We start from the raw sequence: 16891 nt of genomic DNA, 5'->3' as shown, positions 1-16891 counted from the left end.
TTGGAGGAATGCGGGAATGTGTCGGCGCGCGAGCCGGGTTGAACCCGGTATGACTCAGGACGCGACGCAGGACGCACTGCTCGGGCTGCTCTCCGCAAGCCACGGGGGAGTGCTGGTGACCCTCAAGCGGGACGGCCGGCCCCAGTTGTCGAACGTCAGCCACGCCTACTACCCCGAGGAGCGGGTCATCCGGGTCTCGCTCACGGACGACCGTGCCAAGACCCGCAATCTGCGCCGGGATCCTCGGGCCTCCTACCACGTGACCACCGCCGACCGCTGGGCGTACACGGTCGCCGAGGGTGCCGCCGACCTGTCCCCCGTCGCCGGGGACCCGGACGACGAGACGGTGGAGGAGCTGATCCGCCTCTACCGCGACGTCCAGGGCGAGCATCCCGACTGGGACGACTACCGGGCCGCCATGGTCCGCGACCGACGACTGGTGCTGCGGCTGCGTGTGGAGCGTGTGTACGGTATCCCGCGACGGTAGGCGACATACCGTATGCAGTCCACGAGGGGCCGCCCCGTGTCGGTGTCGCCCTGGCCGATCAGTACCGGTTCCCGGGGGTCAAGGGCTGCGGCTGTATGGCCGGCCGGCCCGCGTGCCCCGCCGTCAGGTAGGCGATCACCATGTCACCGAGCATGGTGCGGTAATGATCGCGCTGTGCCGGGTCCACCAGGTCCCGTCCGAACAGGGCCCCGAAGGTGTGCCGGTTGGCGACCCGGAAGAAGCAGAACGAGCTGATCATCGCGTACAGGTCGACCGCGTCCACGTCGGCCGTGAACAGGCCGGACTCCTGGCCCGACGCCAGGATGCGGCGGATGACCTCGAGGGCGGCCGAACCGGTCTCCCCGAGCTTCTCGGAGGCGGCGATGTGCTCGGCGCCGTGGATGTTCTCGATGCTGACCAGGCGGATGAAGTCGGGGTGCCGCTCGTGCTGGTCGAAGGTGAGCTCGGCCAGACGCCGGATGGCCGCGACCGGATCGAGGTGCTCGACGTCGAGTCGCTGCTCGGCGTGGCGGATCACGCCGTACGCCCGTTCCAGCACGGCCGTGAAGAGCTGTTCCTTGCCGCCGAAGTAGTAGTAGATCATCCGCTTGGTGGTGCGGGTGCGTGCGGCGATCTCGTCGACGCGGGCGCCGTCGTAGCCGGCCCGGGCGAACTCCTGGGTGGCCACGTCGAGGATCTCGGCCCGGGTGCGGGCGGCGTCACGGATGCGCCCGTTTTCGCGTGCCGGTTCGTCGACGGTGGTCATCGGGCTTCCTTCGGGCGTAGGGCCGGTGCCCGTGATTGTAGAAGCAGCCGGGAAAGACCCAAGGAGTCCGGCACCGCCACACCGCCACCGTAGGCCGGGTCTTCTTCGAACTGGTCCAGCGGGATCCCGGCCACCGGGACTACGGCGCAGCGAACGCGTCGGTGCGCCTGGCGGCGCGGCACGCGCAGCGCTGACGCGTGCCGCGCCGGGCGGTCAGGGTCTGCTGTTCCACTCCGCGATCACCGGCCGGCCGTGTTCGGTCGAGAGCCGGCTGACCGTGCCGGTGGCCAGCTGGAACAGGCGGCCTTCGGCCGGCGGCAGGCCCAGCCGGCGGGCGGTCAGGACACGGAGGAAGTGGCCGTGGGCGACGAGCAGTACGTCGCCGTCGTCGCGGGCGAGTACCGGGTCCAGGCGTGACAGCACCCGGTCGGCGCGCCGGCCCACGTTGGCGGGTGACTCACCAGGTGTCCCCCCGGAGCCGGGCGGCACGCCGTCCGTCCACAGGTCCCAGTCGGGGCGGGTGCGGTGGATGTCGACGGTGGTGATGCCCTCGTAGCCGCCGTAGTCCCATTCGTGCAGGTCGGGGTCCGGGACGGCCCCCGTCAGGCCGATGAGTTCGGCGGTGCGTGTCGCGCGTCGGAGCGGGCTGGTGAGTGTCAGGGCGTAGGTCCGGCCGGTGAGGAGCGGAGCCAGGGACTTGGCCTGTTCCTCGCCGTGCTGGGTGAGGGGCAGGTCGGTGAAGCTGGTGTGCTGTCCCGAAACGCTCCACTCCGTCTCGCCATGGCGGACCAGCAGAAGGTCCCCCATGACCGGCTACTCCTTCACCGACTCGACGGAGTGGCCGCCGAACTGGTTGCGCAGCGCCGCGACCATCTTCATCTGCGGGGAGTCGTCCTGCCGGGAGGCGAACCGGGAGAACAGGGAGGCGGTGATCGCCGGGAGCGGCACCGCGTGGTCGATGGCCGCCTCGACGGTCCAGCGGCCCTCGCCGGAATCCTCGGCGTAGCCGCGCAGCTTCTCCAGGTGCTCGTCGTCGTCGAGGGCGTTGACCGCGAGGTCGAGCAGCCAGGAGCGGATGACCGTGCCCTCCTGCCAGGAACGGAACACCTCCCGGACGTTGTCCACCGAACGGACCTTCTCCAGGAGTTCCCAGCCCTCGGCGTAGGCCTGCATCATGGCGTACTCGATGCCGTTGTGGACCATCTTCGAGAAGTGGCCGGCACCGACCCTGCCCGCGTGGACGTAGCCGTACGGACCCTCGGGCTTGAGCGCGTCGAAGATCGGCTCCAGCCGCTCCACATGGGCCTTGTCGCCGCCGACCATCAGGGCGTAGCCGTTCTGCAGGCCCCAGACCCCGCCGGAGACGCCCGCGTCGACGAAGCCGATGCCCTTGACGCCGAGTTCCGCCGCGTGCTTCTCGTCGTCCGTCCAGCGTGAGTTGCCGCCGTCGACGACCGTGTCGCCCTCGGACAGCAGCTGCTTCAGTTCGTCGATGACGGACTGGGTGGCGTGGCCGGCCGGGACCATCACCCACACCGTGCGCGGGGCGTCGAGCTTCTCGACCAGTTCGGCGAGGTTCTTGACGTCGGAGAGTTCGGGGTTGCGGTCGTAGCCGATGACGGTGTGGCCGGCGCGGCGGATCCGCTCGCGCATGTTGCCGCCCATCTTGCCGAGGCCGATGAGTCCAAGCTGCATGGTCAGTTCACTTCTTCCTTAAGCGTTCGGGACGTTCTTCAGCGAGCGGTAGGCGGCCACGAGGGCGGAGGTGGACGGATCGAGACCGGGCACGTCGGCGCCTTCGGTCAGAGCCGGTTCGACGCGCTTTGCGAGGACCTTGCCGAGCTCCACGCCCCACTGGTCGAAGGAGTCGATGTCCCACACCGCGCCCTGCACGAACACCTTGTGCTCGTAGAGGGCGACGAGCTGACCGAGGACCGACGGGGTCAGTTCACCGGCGAGGATCGTCGTGGTGGGGTGGTTGCCGCGGAAGGTGCGGTGCGGCACCTGCTCCTCGGGCACGCCCTCGGCGCGCACCTCGTCGGCGGTCTTGCCGAAGGCGAGGGCCTGGGTCTGGGCGAAGAAGTTCGCCATCAACAGGTCGTGCTGTGCCTTCAGTTCGTCGCTGAGCTCGGCCACCGGCCGCGCGAAGCCGATGAAGTCGGCCGGGATGAGCTTCGTACCCTGGTGGATCAGCTGGTAGTACGCGTGCTGCCCGTTGGTGCCGGGCGTGCCCCACACCACCGGACCCGTCTGCCACTCGACCGGGCGGCCCTGACGGTCCACCGACTTGCCGTTGGACTCCATGTCCAGCTGCTGCAGGTAGGCGGTGAACTTCGACAGGTAGTGGCTGTACGGCAGCACCGCGTGCGACTGGGCGTCGAAGAAGTTGTTGTACCAGATGCCCAGCAGGCCGAGGATCAACGGTGCGTTGGACTCCGGGGACGCGGTGCGGAAGTGCTCGTCGACGATCCGGAAGCCGTCCAGCATCTCCCGGAAGCGGTCCGGGCCGATGGCGATCATCAGGGACAGGCCGATCGCCGAGTCGTACGAGTACCGGCCGCCGACCCAGTCCCAGAAGGCGAACATGTTGTCCGGGTCGATGCCGAACTCGGTGACCTTCCCGGCGTTCGTCGACAGTGCGACGAAGTGCCTGGCCACCGCCTTCTCGTCCCCTTCGAAGGCATCCAGCAGCCAGGAGCGGGCCGAGGTGGCGTTCGTGATCGTCTCGATGGTGGTGAAGGTCTTCGACGCGACGATGAACAGGGTCTCCGCCGGATCCAGGTCGCGGGTCGCCTCGTGCAGATCGGCGCCGTCCACGTTCGACACGAACCGGAACGTCAACTCCCGTGCCGTGAAGGGCCGAAGCGCCTCGTAGGCCATCGCCGGGCCCAGGTCGGAGCCGCCGATGCCGATGTTGACGACGTTGCGGATCCGCCGGCCCGTGTGGCCGGTCCACTCACCGGAGCGGACCCGCTCGGCGAAGCCGGCCATCTTGTCCAGGACCGCGTGGACCTCGGGGACGACGTTCTCCCCGTCGACCTCGACCACCGCCTCCCGCGGGGCGCGCAGCGCGGTGTGCAGCACGGCACGGTTCTCGGTGACGTTGATCCGCTCGCCGCGGAACATCGCGTCGCGCAGTCCGGACACGCCGGTGGCGGCGGCCAGTTCCTGGAGCAGGGCGAGGGTCTCGTCGGTGATCAGGTGCTTGGAGTAGTCGATGCGCAGGTCGCCGACGGTGACGACGTACCGCTCGGCGCGGCCGGGATCCGCCGCGAACAGCTCCCTGAGGCTCGGGTGCGGCATCGTGTCCGCGCGGTGGTCCTCCAGGGCGGCCCACTCCGGCCGCCGCGTGGGCTTCGGGGCGTCAGACATGGGCGGGGATCTCCTCCTTGCCGCGCAGGGCGATGGCGTACATCTCGTCGGCGTCGAGGCGGCGCAGTTCCTCGGCGATGAGCTCGGACATGGACCGGACCTTGAGCGCCAGGGTGCGCGGCGGCTGCCCCGGGAGGGTCAGCGTGGCCAGCGGGCCCTCGGGACGGTCGATGACGATCTCGCCGTTGGCGGTGCCCAGGCGGACGGCCGTGACGACCGGGCCCGCGGTGACGACGCGGTCGACGTTCACCCCGAGCCGTGCCTCCAGCCAGCGGGCGAGCAGCTCGGCGGCGGGGTTGTCGGCCTCGGCCTCGACCGCGGCCGAGGTCACCGTCGTACGGGCCTGGTCCAGGGCGGCGGCCAGCATCGAGCGCCACGGGGTGAGCCGGGTCCAGGCGAGGTCGGTGTCACCGGGTGCGTAGGAGCGGACCCGGCGCTGAAGGACCTCCAGCGGGTTCTCGACGGCGTACAGGTCGGTGATCCTGCGCTGTGCCAGCGCGCCCAGCGGATCCTTGGCGGGGTTCTCCGGCGCCTCCACCGGCCACCACACGACCACCGGAGCGTCCGGCAGCAGCAGCGGCAGGACCACCGAGTCGGCGTGGTCGGACACGTCGCCGTAGGTGCGCAGCACGACCGTCTCCCCGGTGCCGGCCTCGGACCCGACCCGGACCTCCGCGTCCAGCCGGGACCGCGTGCGTTCACGCGGGTTGCGGGCCTGCCGCTTGATGACGACCAGGGTCCGCGAGGGATGCTCGTGCGAGGCTTCCTCGGCGGCCTTGATCGCGTCGTAGGCGTTCTCCTCGTCCGTGACGATGACCATCGTCAGGACCATGCCCACGGCAGGGGTCCCGATGGCGCGGCGGCCCTGCACCAACGCCTTGTTGATCTTGCTTGCCGTGGTGTCGGTCAGGTCGATCTTCATGGCCTGCGCCAGCTCCGTCCGTCTCGTGCGAGCATCTCGTCGGCTTCCTCGGGTCCCCAGCTGCCCGACGCGTACTGCGCCGGCCTGCCGTGTCCCGCCCAGTACTCCTCGATCGGGTCGAGGATCTTCCAGGACTCTTCCACTTCCTGGTGACGGGGGAACAGGTTGGCGTCGCCCAGCAGCACGTCCAGGATGAGCCGTTCGTACGCCTCCGGGCTCGACTCGGTGAACGACTCGCCGTAGGCGAAGTCCATCGACACGTCCCGGATCTCCATCGAGGTGCCCGGCACCTTGGAGCCGAACCGGACGGTCATGCCCTCGTCGGGCTGGACGCGTATGACGATGGCGTTCTGCCCGAGTTCCTCGGTGGCCGTGCGGTCGAAGGGGGAGTGCGGGGCCCGCTGGAAGACCACCGCGATCTCGGTGACCCGGCGGCCCAGCCGCTTGCCGGCACGCAGGTAGAACGGGACGCCCGCCCAGCGGCGGTTGCAGACCTCCAGCTTCACCGCAGCGTAGGTGTCGGTCTTCGACCGCGGGTCGATGCCCTCCTCCTGGAGGTACCCGGGCACCTGCTCGCCCCCCTGCCAGCCCTCGGCGTACTGCCCGCGGACGGTGCTCAGGCCCAGGTGCTCCGGCAGCCGCACCGACTTCAGCACCTTCAGCTTCTCGGTGAGCAGCGCCTCCGCGTCGAAGGCGATGGGTTCCTCCATCGCGGTGAGGGCCATGAGCTGCAGCAGGTGGTTCTGGATGACGTCACGGGCGGCGCCGATGCCGTCGTAGTAGCCGGCCCGGCCGCCGATGCCGATGTCCTCGGCCATGGTGATCTGCACATGGTCGACGAAGGACCGGTTCCAGATCGGCTCGTACATCTGGTTGGCGAAGCGGAGGGCCAGGATGTTCTGGACGGTCTCCTTGCCGAGGTAGTGGTCGATGCGGAAGACCTGGTCCGGGTCGAACACGTCGTGCACGATCGCGTTCAGCTCCCGGGCGCTCGCCAGATCGTGCCCGAACGGCTTTTCGATGACCGCCCGGCGCCAGGCGCCCTCCGGGGGACTCGCCAGGCCGTGCTTCTTCAGCTGCCGCACGACCTTCGGGAAGAACTTCGGCGGTACGGAGAGGTAGAAGGCGAAGTTGCCGCCCGTGCCCCGGGAGGCGTCCAGCTCCTCGACGGCCTCGCGCAGCTGCTTGAACGCGGTGTCGTCGTCGAAGTCGCCGGGGATGAACCGCATGCCCTCGGCGAGCTGCTGCCAGACCTCCTCACGGAACGGGGTGCGCGCGTGCTCGCGGACGGCGTCGTGCACCACCTGGGCGAAGTCCTGGTCCTCCCAGTCGCGGCGGGCGAAACCCACCAGGGAGAAGCCCGGCGGAAGCAGCCCGCGGTTGGCGAGGTCGTAGACGGCCGGCATCAGCTTCTTGCGGGACAGGTCACCGGTCACCCCGAAGATGACCAGCCCCGACGGGCCCGCGATGCGGGGCAGGCGGCGGTCGCGCGGATCGCGCAGGGGATTGTCCCAGTCGGCCGCCGGTTCGACGGGCACCAGCACCTGCTCCGGTGCCGCGCCCTGCTCTTCGTTGGTGGTCATTACGCGTCAACTCCCTTGCTGTTCAGGGACTTCGTGACCGCGTCCAGCAGGTCATGCCAGGCCGCCTCGAACTTGGCGACACCCTCGTCCTCGAGCTGCCGGACAACCTCCTCGTAGGAGATTCCGAGCCGTTCGACGGCCGCGAGGTCGGCGCGGGCCTGCGCGTAGCCGCCGGTGACCGTGTCGCCGGTGACGGTGCCATGGTCGGCGACCGCGTTCAGGGTGGCCTCGGGCATGGTGTTGACCGTGCCGGGCGCGACCAGATCGTCCACGTACAGCGTGTCCTTGTATGCCGGATCCTTCACACCGGTGGACGCCCACAGCGGACGCTGCCTGTTCGGCCGGTCCCCGGCCAGGGCGAGCCAGCGTGCGCCGGAGAAGACGTCCTCGTACGCCTCGTAGGCCAGTCGCGCGTTGGCCAGCGCGGCCCGGCCCTTGAGTGCGAGGGCCTCCTGGGTGCCCAGGACCGTCAGCCGCTTGTCGATCTCGGTGTCGACGCGGGAGACGAAGAAGGAGGCCACGGAGTGGATGGCGGACAGGTCCAGGCCCCTGGCGCGTGCCTTCTCCAGACCGGCGAGGTAGGCGTCCATCACCTCGCGGTAGCGCTCCAGGGAGAAGATCAGCGTGACGTTGACGCTGATGCCCTGGCCGACGACCTCGGTGATGGCGGGCAGACCCGCAGGGGTCGCCGGGATCTTGATCATGACGTTCGGGCGGTCGACGAGCCAGGCCAGCTGCCGGGCCTCGGCGACGGTGGCCTTCGTGTCGTGGGCCAGACGCGGGTCGACCTCGATCGATACGCGGCCGTCCCGACCGCCCGTCTTCTCGTATACAGGATGCAGGATGTCGGCGGCGGACCGTACGTCCGCGGTCGTCAGCATCCGCACCGCCTCGTCGACCGTCACCCCGCGCACGGCAAGGTCGGAGAGCTGCTCCTCGTAGCCCGCGCCGGAGCCGATGGCGGCCTGGAAGATCGACGGGTTGGTGGTGACGCCGACGACCTTCCCGGCCTCGACGAGCTCGGCGAGGCCGCCGGACTCGATCCGCCCGCGGGAGAGGTCGTCCAGCCAGACGGACACCCCCTCCTCGGCGAGGCGCTCAAGTGCTCCCGCGATCGCGGTCGCTTCGGTCACTGTGATCATCTTCCTTCGTGCGTTCGGATCAACCGCGGGCGACGGCAAGGGATTCGCGCGCCACGGCGGCGACGTTCTCGGGGGTGAAGCCGAACTCGGCGAACAGGGTCTTCGCGTCGGCGGAGGCGCCGAAGTGCTCCAGGGAGACGATGCGTCCGGCGTCGCCCACGAAGCGGTGCCAGGTCAGACCGATACCGGCCTCCACGGCGACCCGCGCCCGTACCTCCGGCGGCAGCACCCGGTCGCGGTACTCGCGCGGCTGCTCCTCGAACCACTCCACGGACGGCATCGAAACCACCCGTGTACCGACGCCTTCGGCTTCCAGCAGCTCACGGGCGGCCACCGCGAGATGCACCTCCGAGCCGGTGGCGATCAGGACGACGTCCGGTGTCCCGGTGGAGGATTCCTCGAGGACGTAGCCGCCGCGCGCCGTGTCCGGGTTGGGCGCGTAGGTCGGCAGTCCCTGCCGGCTCAGCGCCAGGCCGTGCGGGGCCGGGTGGGTGGAGTGCCGGCGCAGGATCTCCGTCCAGGCGAGGGCGGTCTCGTTGGCGTCGGCCGGGCGGACCACGTTCAGACCCGGGATGGCGCGCAGCGAGGCCAGGTGCTCGACGGGCTGGTGGGTGGGCCCGTCCTCGCCGAGGCCGATGGAGTCGTGCGTCCACACGTACGTCACCGGCAGCTGCATCAGCGCGGACATCCGCACGGCGTTGCGCATGTAGTCGGAGAACGTGAGGAAGGTGCCGCCGTACACACGGGTGTTGCCGTGCAGGGCGATGCCGTTCATCTCCGCGGCCATCGAGAACTCGCGGATGCCGAAGTGGACGGTACGGCCGTACGGGTCGGCCTCCGGCAGCGGGTTGCCCTCCGGCAGGAAGGAGCTGCTCTTGTCGATGGTGGTGTTGTTCGAGCCGGCCAGGTCGGCGGAGCCGCCCCACAGCTCGGGGACGACCGGTCCGAGGGCCTGCAGGACCTTGCCGGAGGCCGCACGGGTGGCGACGGACTTCCCGGGCTCGAACACCGGTACGGAGTCCGCCCATCCCTCGGGCAGCCGGCCCGCGACGACCCGGTCGAACAGCTCCGCGCGCTCGGGCTGGGCTTCTCGCCACTCGGCGATCCGCTTGTCCCAGGCCGCGTGCTCCTCGGCCCCCCGGTCCAGGGCCCGGCGGGTGTGGACGCGGACGTCGTCCGCGACCTCGAAGGTCTTCTCCGGGTCGAAGCCGAGGACGCGCTTGGTCGCGGCCACCTCCTCGGCGCCGAGGGCCGAACCGTGGGCGGCCCCGGTGTTCCGCGCGTTCGGGGCGGGCCACGCGATGATCGTGCGCATCGCGATGATGGAGGGCCGTCCGGTCTCGGCCTGGGCGGCCTTCAACGCCGCGTACAGCGCGGGCACGTCGATGTCGCCGTCGTCAGTGGGCTCGATCCGCTGGGTGTGCCAGCCGTACGCCTCGTACCGCTTCAGCACGTCCTCGGAGAAGGCGGTCGAGGTGTCGCCCTCGATGGAGATGTGGTTGTCGTCGTAGAGGAAGACGAGGTTGTCGAGCTTCTGGTGGCCGGCCAGCGAGGAGGCCTCCGCGGAGACGCCCTCCTGCAGGTCGCCGTCGGAGACGATCGCCCAGATCGTGTGGTCGAAGGGGGAGGTGCCCGCCGGGGCGTCCGGGTCGAACAGGCCGCGCTCGTAGCGGGCCGCCATCGCCATGCCCACGGCGTTGGCGACTCCCTGGCCGAGCGGGCCGGTCGTGGTCTCCACGCCCGCGGTGTGCCCGTACTCGGGGTGGCCGGGCGTCTTGGAGCCATAGGTGCGGAACGACTTCAGGTCGTCCAGCTCCAGCTCGTACCCGGCGAGGTGGAGCTGGGTGTAGAGGGTCAACGAGGTGTGGCCGGGGGAGAGCACGAAGCGGTCGCGGCCCGTCCACTCCGGGTCGGCCGGGTCATGGCGCATCACCTTCTGAAAAAGGGTGTACGCCGCCGGCGCCAGACTCATCGCGGTGCCGGGATGGCCGTTGCCGACCTTCTGTACGGCGTCCGCCGCCAGCAGACGGGCCGTGTCGACGGCACGCCGGTCGAGTTCGGTCCATTCGAAGCTGTCCGGTGTCTGCGTGGTCATCTTCAAGAAATCCTCTATCCGAGCGATGGATTGCTCTGACGCGTTCGAACTTAAAAGTCAGACTTTTACGGGGGAAGGTCGCCGTGTGTCAGCCTGTGGTGAAAGTGGGACACCCCAGCGCGCTGCGACGCGCGACCTTAGGCGGCACGAGTAGGACATGGCAGACAGAACCACCCAAGGTGGAGACGGCGGCGGCGTGGACGGCGACGGCGGCGTGGACGGGATCAGAACCTTCCCCTTCCCGGTCGAACTCAGCGCATGCGGTGTCGGTATGCAGATCGGCCCCATGGGGACCGGCCGCACCTGGCACGCCGAGGCGCCGCTGGAGCGCGTGCACCGCATCGACTTCCACGTCGTGATGCTCTTCACCGACGGCCCCGTACGGCACATGATCGACTTCGCCGAGTACGAGGCGACGGCCGGCGACCTGCTGTGGATCCGCCCGGGGCAGGTCCACCGCTTCTCGCGCAGCAGCGAGTACCGCGGAACCGTCCTGACCATGCAGCCCGGCTTCCTGCCCCGCGCCACCGTCGAGGCCACCGGCCTGTACCGCTACGACCTCCCGCCGCTGCTGCGCCCCGACGAGGCCCAGCTCGCGGGGCTCGAGGCGGCCCTCGTGCAGCTGGGGCGCGAGTACCAGGACACCACCACGCTGCCCCTCAGCCTGCACACCGAGGTGCTGCGCCACTCCCTCACGGCGTTCCTGCTGCGCCTGGCGCACCTCGCGGCCGGCTCGGCCCAGGCGGCCCGGCAGCAGGCCGACACGACGTTCACCCTCTTCCGCGAGGCGGTCGAGAAGGGCTTCACCGCGAACCACAGCGTCAGCGCCTACGCCGACGCCCTCGGTTACTCCCGCCGCACCCTCGTCCGCGCGGTCCGCGCCGCCACCGGCCAGACCCCCAAGGGCTTCATCGACAGGCGCGTGATCCTGGAGGCCAAACGCCTGCTGGCCCACACCGACCTGCCCATCGGCCGGGTGGGCGCGGCGGTCGGCTTCCCCGACGCGGCCAACTTCTCCAAGTTCTTCCAACAGCACACGGACATGACGCCGGCAGCGTTCCGAGCGGAGCTGCGCTGAGCCTCCAGCAAGGAACTCGCGCGGAAAAGGGGGCTCCACGCGTGCGTGGAGCCCCCTTGCGCAAGGTCGCTGTCAGTGACCGAAGCCGAACCAGTTCACATTGACGAAGTCCGACGCCTGGCCGCTGGTGAACGTCAGATAGACGTCATGGGTGCCGGTCACCGAGGCGATGTTCGCCGGGACCGTCCGCCAGCTCTGCCAGCCGCCGGTATCGGCCACCGCGAAGCTGCCGACGGGGGAGTTGTTCCGGCTGTCCAGGCGTACCTCGACCAGTCCGCTCACGCCGCCCGCCGCGCCGCTCGCCACGCGGCCGTAGAACTGCCGGGCCGCCGTGGAGCCGAAGTCGACGCCCTTGTACAGCGCCCAGTCGCCATTGGCGAGTGAGCCGATGTCCTGGCCGCCGCCGGTGTCCGTGGTGGTCTCGGTGGCCGTGCCCGACTGGCTGTCGTAGGACTCCGCCTGAATGGTGCCGTAGGCGTCCCGATTGCCGGACGGTGGGGGAGTGCTACCGCTCCCACCACCCGTCGACTGCGACACCTGCACGTAGTCGACGACCATCGGGACGCCGGACCGTGTGTCACCGTCGAGTCCACCGCCGAAGGCGTCCGGGAAGGCGCCGCCCATCGCCACGTTCAGGATGACGAAGAACCCGTGGCCGGTGGCGTTGGCCCAGGTGGTGGCGTCCATCTGGTTCGCCGTGACCGTGTGGTAGTTGACCCCGTCGACGTAGAAGCGGATCGCCTCGGGGCTGACCGAGCGGTCCCACTCCAGCGCGTAGGTGTGAAAGCCCGACTGACAGGTCGTGTTCGGGCAGGCGGTGGAACTGCCGATGCCCGTCGTCTCGTTGCAGGGGCCGCCCGGGTTGGTGCCGCAGTGCATCGTCGCCCAGACCTTGTTCAGTCCCTGGACGTTCTCCATGACGTCCAGCTCGCCGACGCCCGGCCAGTTCTGGTAGTTGCCGCGGTAGGGGGCGCCCAGCATCCAGAACGCGGGCCAGTAGCCCTCGGCCGCGATGCCCGTGACGTCGGGCATCTGGATACGGGCTTCGACGCGCAGCTTGCCGCCGGACGGCGGCTGGAAGTCGGTGCGGTTGGTCTCGATGCGGCCCGAGGTCCAGTTGCCGGACGCGTCGCGCACCGGGGTGATGCGCAGGTTGCCCTTGCCGTCGAGTGAGACGTTGCTCGCGCTGCTGGTCATCCTCTCGACCTCGCCGGTGCCCCAGTTCCCGGGGCCACCCGGATACGAAGTACCGGTGTCGTACTGCCAGTTGCGGGTGTCGACGCCGGAGCCCGCGGCGCCGTTGAAGTCGTCGAGGAAGACCTGAGTCCAGCCCGACGGGGGCGTGGGGGCGGAGGCGTTCGCGGACGGTGAGGCGACCGTGGTGGCGGCCGCCGCGAGGCCCAGCGTGCCGATGACGGCGAGGAACGCCCGCCGCAAGGGGCGCGGTCTGCGGTGCATGCCGGAGGTGTCACTCATGGGGAGCCTCTCGGGTACGGGGATGTGCGCGGGGATGCCTTCGCGAGCGCGCGCCTTGAGAGCGCTCTCAAAGTGGGCCCAATGTGCTCCCCGTCACCGAGGCCGTCAAGAGTTGTAGCGAAGAAAGTCCTTCCGCCGCTGATGGGTTCAGTCCATGAAGGCCTGGGTCGACTAGAGCGCGCTCCCCGCCTTCCACTCCGCCCAGGACAGGTTCCAGCCGTTGAGGCCGTTGGCAGGGTCGACGGTCCTCTCGCCCGAGTTCCTGACGATCACGACGTCACCGAGCATCGAGCTCTCGTAGAACTCGTAGCCCGCCACCGAACTGTCGTTCGCGCCCTTCGCGTCGTGCAGGCCGACGCAGCCGTGGCTGGTGTTCTGGTGGCCGAACACCGCCGTCGACGCCCAGTAGTTGCCGTGCACGAAGGTGCCGGAGGTGGTCAGGCGCTGGGCGTGCGGCACGTCGGGGATGTCGTACTCGTCACCGAGCCCGACCGTCGAGGACTCCATCCGCGTCTGCTTGAACCGCTTACTGATCACCATGATCCCCGACCAGGTGGTGTGACCGGAGTCGCCGCCGGTGACGGGGTAGGTCGCGGAGGTCAGGCCGTCCCGTTCGACGACCATCTGCTTGGTGACCAGGTCGACCGTGCTGATCTGCTCGCGGCCGATGTGGAAGATGACGTCCTTCGACTGCATACCGTAGACACCGTCAGAACCCTCGACGTCCTTCAGGCGCAGGCTGAGCGTGATCCTCGTGCCCGCCGCCCAGTACGTCTCGGGCCGGAAGTCCAGCCGGGTGTCGCTGAACCAGTGCCCGACCACCTCCACGGCGGGTTCGGCGGTGACGGTGATGGCCTTCTGCACGGCGGCCCGGTCCGTGACCGCGTGCGTGAAGTTGATCGACACCGGCATGCCGACGCCGGAGGTGGAGCCCGCCTCGGGTGTGAAGTAGCCGACGAACGTCTCGCCGGGCGACTTGGTGGTGAAGGCGGCCACCGTCTCCTCCGTGTCCCCCTCGGCCTTGGCCCTCACCGTGTACTTCGTGCCCGAGTACGGGTTCTTCGTCGACGTCCATTTCGTGCGGTCGTCGTTGTAGGAGCCCGGCAGCGTGGAGCCGTCGTTGCCGGTGACCCTGACGGAGGCCAGCGCGCCGCCGGTGGCGGTGACTTCCACGCGGCTGGTGAAGTCGGCCTTCTTGGTGCCGGCCGCGGGAGTGATCGTGATCGTCGCCTTCTTCGCCGTCGACCGCCGTGCCGACGCGCCCCCGCCGTCCGCGGCTCCCGCGGTACCGGTCGCGTCAGAGGCGTCCGACGAGTATCCGCAGCCGGTGAGGAGGGCGGCGGCGGGCACGGCGCCGAGGACGCCGAGGATCCCGCGCCGGGACCACTTCCGCGCCCGCTGTCCTGCTCGGTTCGATATGTGCGAGACGCCCACGACGCGCCTTTCCGGAGTTGTCCGTCTGCTGTGTGGGCATCCTGCGCCGGTTGTCTGGGTCCGCTCTTTGAATCCGAGGGGTGCTCCCTGAGATTCCGGTGAGGACGGGAGGGCACTGGTCGTCCGGCGGGGAGCTCTCAGGGCGTCCGTTCCGGCTGCCACCCCAGAGCCCGGGATATCCCGCGCGCCGCCAGCCGCACCGCCGGGGCCAGCACCGGCACCTGCGCGGCCTGCTGGGGTACGACGACGGACACGGCGGCGACCACGGCTCCGCCCGGCCCGCGCACGTCGGCCGCCACCGACAGCGCGTCGTCCGTCACCTGACGGTCGCTCACCGCCACGCCGGACCGCCGAACCTCGGCCAGCACCCGGCGCAGCCGTGCCGGATCGGTGATCGTGTACGGGGTGAAGGAGGCGAGCGGACCGGCGCAGTACTCCTCCTGGAAGGCGATGTCGGCGTGCGCCAGCAGCGCGAGCCCGACCCCGGTGGCGTGCAGGGGCCAGCGCGCGCCGACCCGGATGTGCACGCCGACCGCCGAACGCCCCGAGATCCACTCGATGTAGACCACCTCGGATCCGTCCCGCACCGCGAGCTGCACGTTCTCGTGCGTCGCCTCGTACAGGTCCTCCAGATACGGCAGCGCGATCTGGCGCAGCGCCAGGCCGCGCGGCGCCAGGGCCGCGACCTCCCACAGCCTGAGGCCCACGTGGTAGACGCCGTCGGGGTCCCGTTCCAGGGCGCCCCAGTCGGTGAGCGCGGCGACCAGCCGGTGCGCGGTGGTGAGGGTGAGCCCCGCGCGGCGGCTGATGTCCGTCAGGCACAGCGCCGGATGCTCGTGGTCGAACGCGGCGAGCACCGACAGCAGCCGGTCGGGAGCGGAGCGGACGGTCATCGCGTAGCCCTCTTCCAGCGGTGGGGCCCTAGGAGAGCCCGTCCTCGGCGACGCGCAGCAGCAGGGCGTGCAGTATGTCCCGTTCGACCGCGTCCAGGGGGCCCAGCAGTTCCTCGGTGACGCGCAGGCCCGCCTCGTCGGTGTCACGCAGGAAGGCACGGCCCTCGCCGGTGAGGACCACGATGCGGCTGCGGCGGTCGTCGGGGGCGGGGCGGCGTTCGGCGAAACCCAGCTTCTCCAGGTCGTCGACCAGGCCGACGATCGCACTCGGGTCATAGCCGAGCCGGGTGCTCAGCTCACGCTGCAGGGCGCCCTCGGAGGTGGCGAGGAAGCGCAGTACCGCGTAGTGGCGCAGGCGCAGGCCGGACTTCTCCAGGAAGGCGTTGAACAACTGCCCGGAGCGCAGGCCCAGCCGGTAGAGCAGATAGCCGGTGTCGGCGTGCAGCCCGCGCATCCACGGTTCGTGCTCGTCGAGGCCGGGTTCCGTGGCGTGCTGGCGGGTGATGGCTCTCTCCCTCGTCTCGGTCGGCCGGGACCCCTTCCCGGTTCCTGGGAGGCCAGGATGCCCCACGCGCAGGTTCGGGACAACTATTGACGTCAACAATTATTGCTCTTAGCTTCGATCTCGCAGCCGCAGCCGCAGCCGCAGCCGCAGCACTGGCATCGCCGGCGGCACCCGCATCGCCCGCAGCACCCGCATAGCCTTGTGAAGGGACTCCGCGTGTCCAGCATCGATCTCACCGGCAAGGCCGCCGTCGTCACCGGCAGCGGCCGGGGCCTCGGCCTCGCATATGCCCACGCCCTCGCCGCCCACGGGGCGTCCGTGGTCGTCAACGACATCGACGAGACAGTGGCCGAGCAGGCGGTGAAGTCCATCGCCGAGGCCGGCGGAACGGCCGTCGCCGAGGTCGTCCCCGTCGGCACCACCGAGGCCGCCGACCGGCTCGTCGGACGTGCGGTCGAGGAGTTCGGGCGGCTGGACATCCTGGTCACCAACGCGGGCATCCTGCGCGACAAGGTGCTGTGGAAGATGACCGACGAGGACTTCGACGCGGTGATCACCACCCATCTGAAGGGCACCTTCACCTGCGCCCGCGCCGCGGCCGTACGGATGCGCGAGCAGGGCGAGGGCGGCACCCTGATCCTGGTCGGCTCCCCGGCCGGGCAGCGCGGCAACTTCGGCCAGACGAACTACGCCGCCGCGAAGGCCGGCATCGCCGCCATGGCCCGTACCTGGTCGATGGAGCTGGGCCGGGCGAACATCACCGTCAACGCGATCGTGCCGGTGGCCGCGACCGCCATGACCGAGACCATCCCGGCCTTCGCCCCGTACATCGAGGCCATGAAGAACGGGGAGCCGCTGCCGGACTTCCTGCGCAAGGGCGAGGGCTTCGGCACCCCGGAGGACTGCGCGGCCCTCGTCCCGTTCCTCGCCTCCGAGGCCGCGCGGGGCATCACCGGCCAGGCCATCGGCATCGGCGGCGACAAGGTGGCACTCTGGTCGCATCCGCAGGAGGTCCGGGCGGCCTACGCCGACGGCGGCTGGACCCCCGACTCCCTGGCCGACGCGTGGGCGACCTCGGTCGGCGCCGAGCCGCAGACCGTCGGTATCCCGGCGCCCAAGTTCCCGGAGGCGTGATGGA

The 16891-nt window shown here is 70.1% G+C and carries 15 protein-coding genes; 3 read left to right on the top strand and 12 right to left on the bottom strand.

What is annotated here, in order from left to right:
* The first annotated feature begins 49 nt into the window (after window positions 1-49).
* Window positions 50-487, top strand: coding sequence for a TIGR03618 family F420-dependent PPOX class oxidoreductase (locus ACFYZQ_RS28415; protein WP_389153493.1), 438 nt, complete (start codon window positions 50-52; stop codon window positions 485-487).
* A 58-nt stretch (window positions 488-545) separates the two neighbouring features.
* On the opposite strand, the gene ACFYZQ_RS28410 is transcribed toward ACFYZQ_RS28415, so the two are convergent.
* The 8 genes from ACFYZQ_RS28410 to tkt form a co-directional block, all read right to left on the bottom strand.
* Complete coding sequence (locus ACFYZQ_RS28410) at window positions 546-1253, bottom strand: TetR/AcrR family transcriptional regulator (RefSeq protein ID WP_389153490.1); 708 nt, start codon at window positions 1251-1253, stop codon at window positions 546-548.
* A 213-nt stretch (window positions 1254-1466) separates the two neighbouring features.
* Window positions 1467-2060, bottom strand: coding sequence for a histidine phosphatase family protein (locus ACFYZQ_RS28405; protein ID WP_389153487.1), 594 nt, complete (start codon window positions 2058-2060; stop codon window positions 1467-1469).
* 6 nt (window positions 2061-2066) lie between these two features.
* Window positions 2067-2948 (bottom strand): phosphogluconate dehydrogenase (NAD(+)-dependent, decarboxylating), encoded by an 882-nt coding sequence (gene gnd / locus ACFYZQ_RS28400; RefSeq protein ID WP_389153484.1) that lies wholly within the window; start codon window positions 2946-2948, stop codon window positions 2067-2069.
* A gap of 18 nt (window positions 2949-2966) precedes the next feature.
* Entirely contained in the window at window positions 2967-4625 is a 1659-nt protein-coding gene (gene pgi, locus ACFYZQ_RS28395; protein ID WP_389153481.1) for a glucose-6-phosphate isomerase, read from the bottom strand.
* Window positions 4618-5547, bottom strand: a complete 930-nt coding sequence (gene opcA, locus ACFYZQ_RS28390) for a glucose-6-phosphate dehydrogenase assembly protein OpcA (RefSeq protein ID WP_389153478.1) — start codon at window positions 5545-5547, stop codon at window positions 4618-4620. Before opcA ends, pgi begins: the two co-directional genes overlap by 8 nt.
* Window positions 5544-7130, bottom strand: coding sequence for a glucose-6-phosphate dehydrogenase (gene zwf, locus ACFYZQ_RS28385; RefSeq protein WP_389153475.1), 1587 nt, complete (start codon window positions 7128-7130; stop codon window positions 5544-5546). The genes opcA and zwf overlap by 4 nt, the downstream gene beginning before the upstream one ends.
* Entirely contained in the window at window positions 7130-8272 is a 1143-nt protein-coding gene (tal, locus tag ACFYZQ_RS28380; RefSeq protein WP_389153472.1) for a transaldolase, read from the bottom strand. Before tal ends, zwf begins: the two co-directional genes overlap by 1 nt.
* 19 nt (window positions 8273-8291) lie before the next feature.
* Window positions 8292-10367: a transketolase gene (gene tkt / locus ACFYZQ_RS28375; protein WP_389153469.1), complete on the bottom strand. Its 2076-nt coding sequence runs from the start codon at window positions 10365-10367 to the stop codon at window positions 8292-8294.
* Window positions 10368-10524: 157 nt separating this feature from the next.
* Between tkt and ACFYZQ_RS28370 the strand changes: the two genes are divergently transcribed.
* The gene (locus ACFYZQ_RS28370) at window positions 10525-11445 is read left to right on the top strand and encodes an AraC family transcriptional regulator (RefSeq protein ID WP_389153466.1); all 921 of its coding nucleotides are present in this window, start codon (window positions 10525-10527) and stop codon (window positions 11443-11445) included.
* A gap of 72 nt (window positions 11446-11517) precedes the next feature.
* Here the strand turns inward: ACFYZQ_RS28370 and ACFYZQ_RS28365 are convergent, their stop codons facing one another.
* The 4 genes from ACFYZQ_RS28365 to ACFYZQ_RS28350 form a co-directional block, all read right to left on the bottom strand.
* Window positions 11518-12921 carry a glycoside hydrolase family 16 protein gene (locus tag ACFYZQ_RS28365; protein WP_389153463.1) on the bottom strand — a complete coding sequence of 468 codons (1404 nt, stop codon included), beginning with the start codon at window positions 12919-12921 and terminating at the stop codon, window positions 11518-11520.
* A gap of 171 nt (window positions 12922-13092) precedes the next feature.
* Window positions 13093-14355 (bottom strand): Ig-like domain-containing protein, encoded by a 1263-nt coding sequence (locus ACFYZQ_RS28360; protein ID WP_389153461.1) that lies wholly within the window; start codon window positions 14353-14355, stop codon window positions 13093-13095.
* Between the two features lie 137 nt (window positions 14356-14492).
* Window positions 14493-15248, bottom strand: coding sequence for an IclR family transcriptional regulator (locus ACFYZQ_RS28355; RefSeq protein ID WP_389153458.1), 756 nt, complete (start codon window positions 15246-15248; stop codon window positions 14493-14495).
* A gap of 28 nt (window positions 15249-15276) precedes the next feature.
* Window positions 15277-15702 carry a MarR family winged helix-turn-helix transcriptional regulator gene (locus tag ACFYZQ_RS28350; protein ID WP_389153455.1) on the bottom strand — a complete coding sequence of 142 codons (426 nt, stop codon included), beginning with the start codon at window positions 15700-15702 and terminating at the stop codon, window positions 15277-15279.
* A gap of 267 nt (window positions 15703-15969) precedes the next feature.
* On the opposite strand from ACFYZQ_RS28350, the gene ACFYZQ_RS28345 reads away from it, so the two are divergent.
* Window positions 15970-16887 carry an SDR family NAD(P)-dependent oxidoreductase gene (locus ACFYZQ_RS28345; RefSeq protein WP_389153451.1) on the top strand — a complete coding sequence of 306 codons (918 nt, stop codon included), beginning with the start codon at window positions 15970-15972 and terminating at the stop codon, window positions 16885-16887.
* Window positions 16888-16891: the final 4 nt, after the last annotated feature.

The sequence above is a fragment of the Streptomyces sp. NPDC001843 genome (genome assembly GCF_042891955.1).
In the GTDB taxonomy this organism is placed as follows: Bacteria; Actinomycetota; Actinomycetes; order Streptomycetales; family Streptomycetaceae; genus Streptomyces.
The sequence above is the reverse complement of the archived record's forward strand: the minus strand, read 5'-3'. Positions and strand labels throughout refer to the sequence as shown.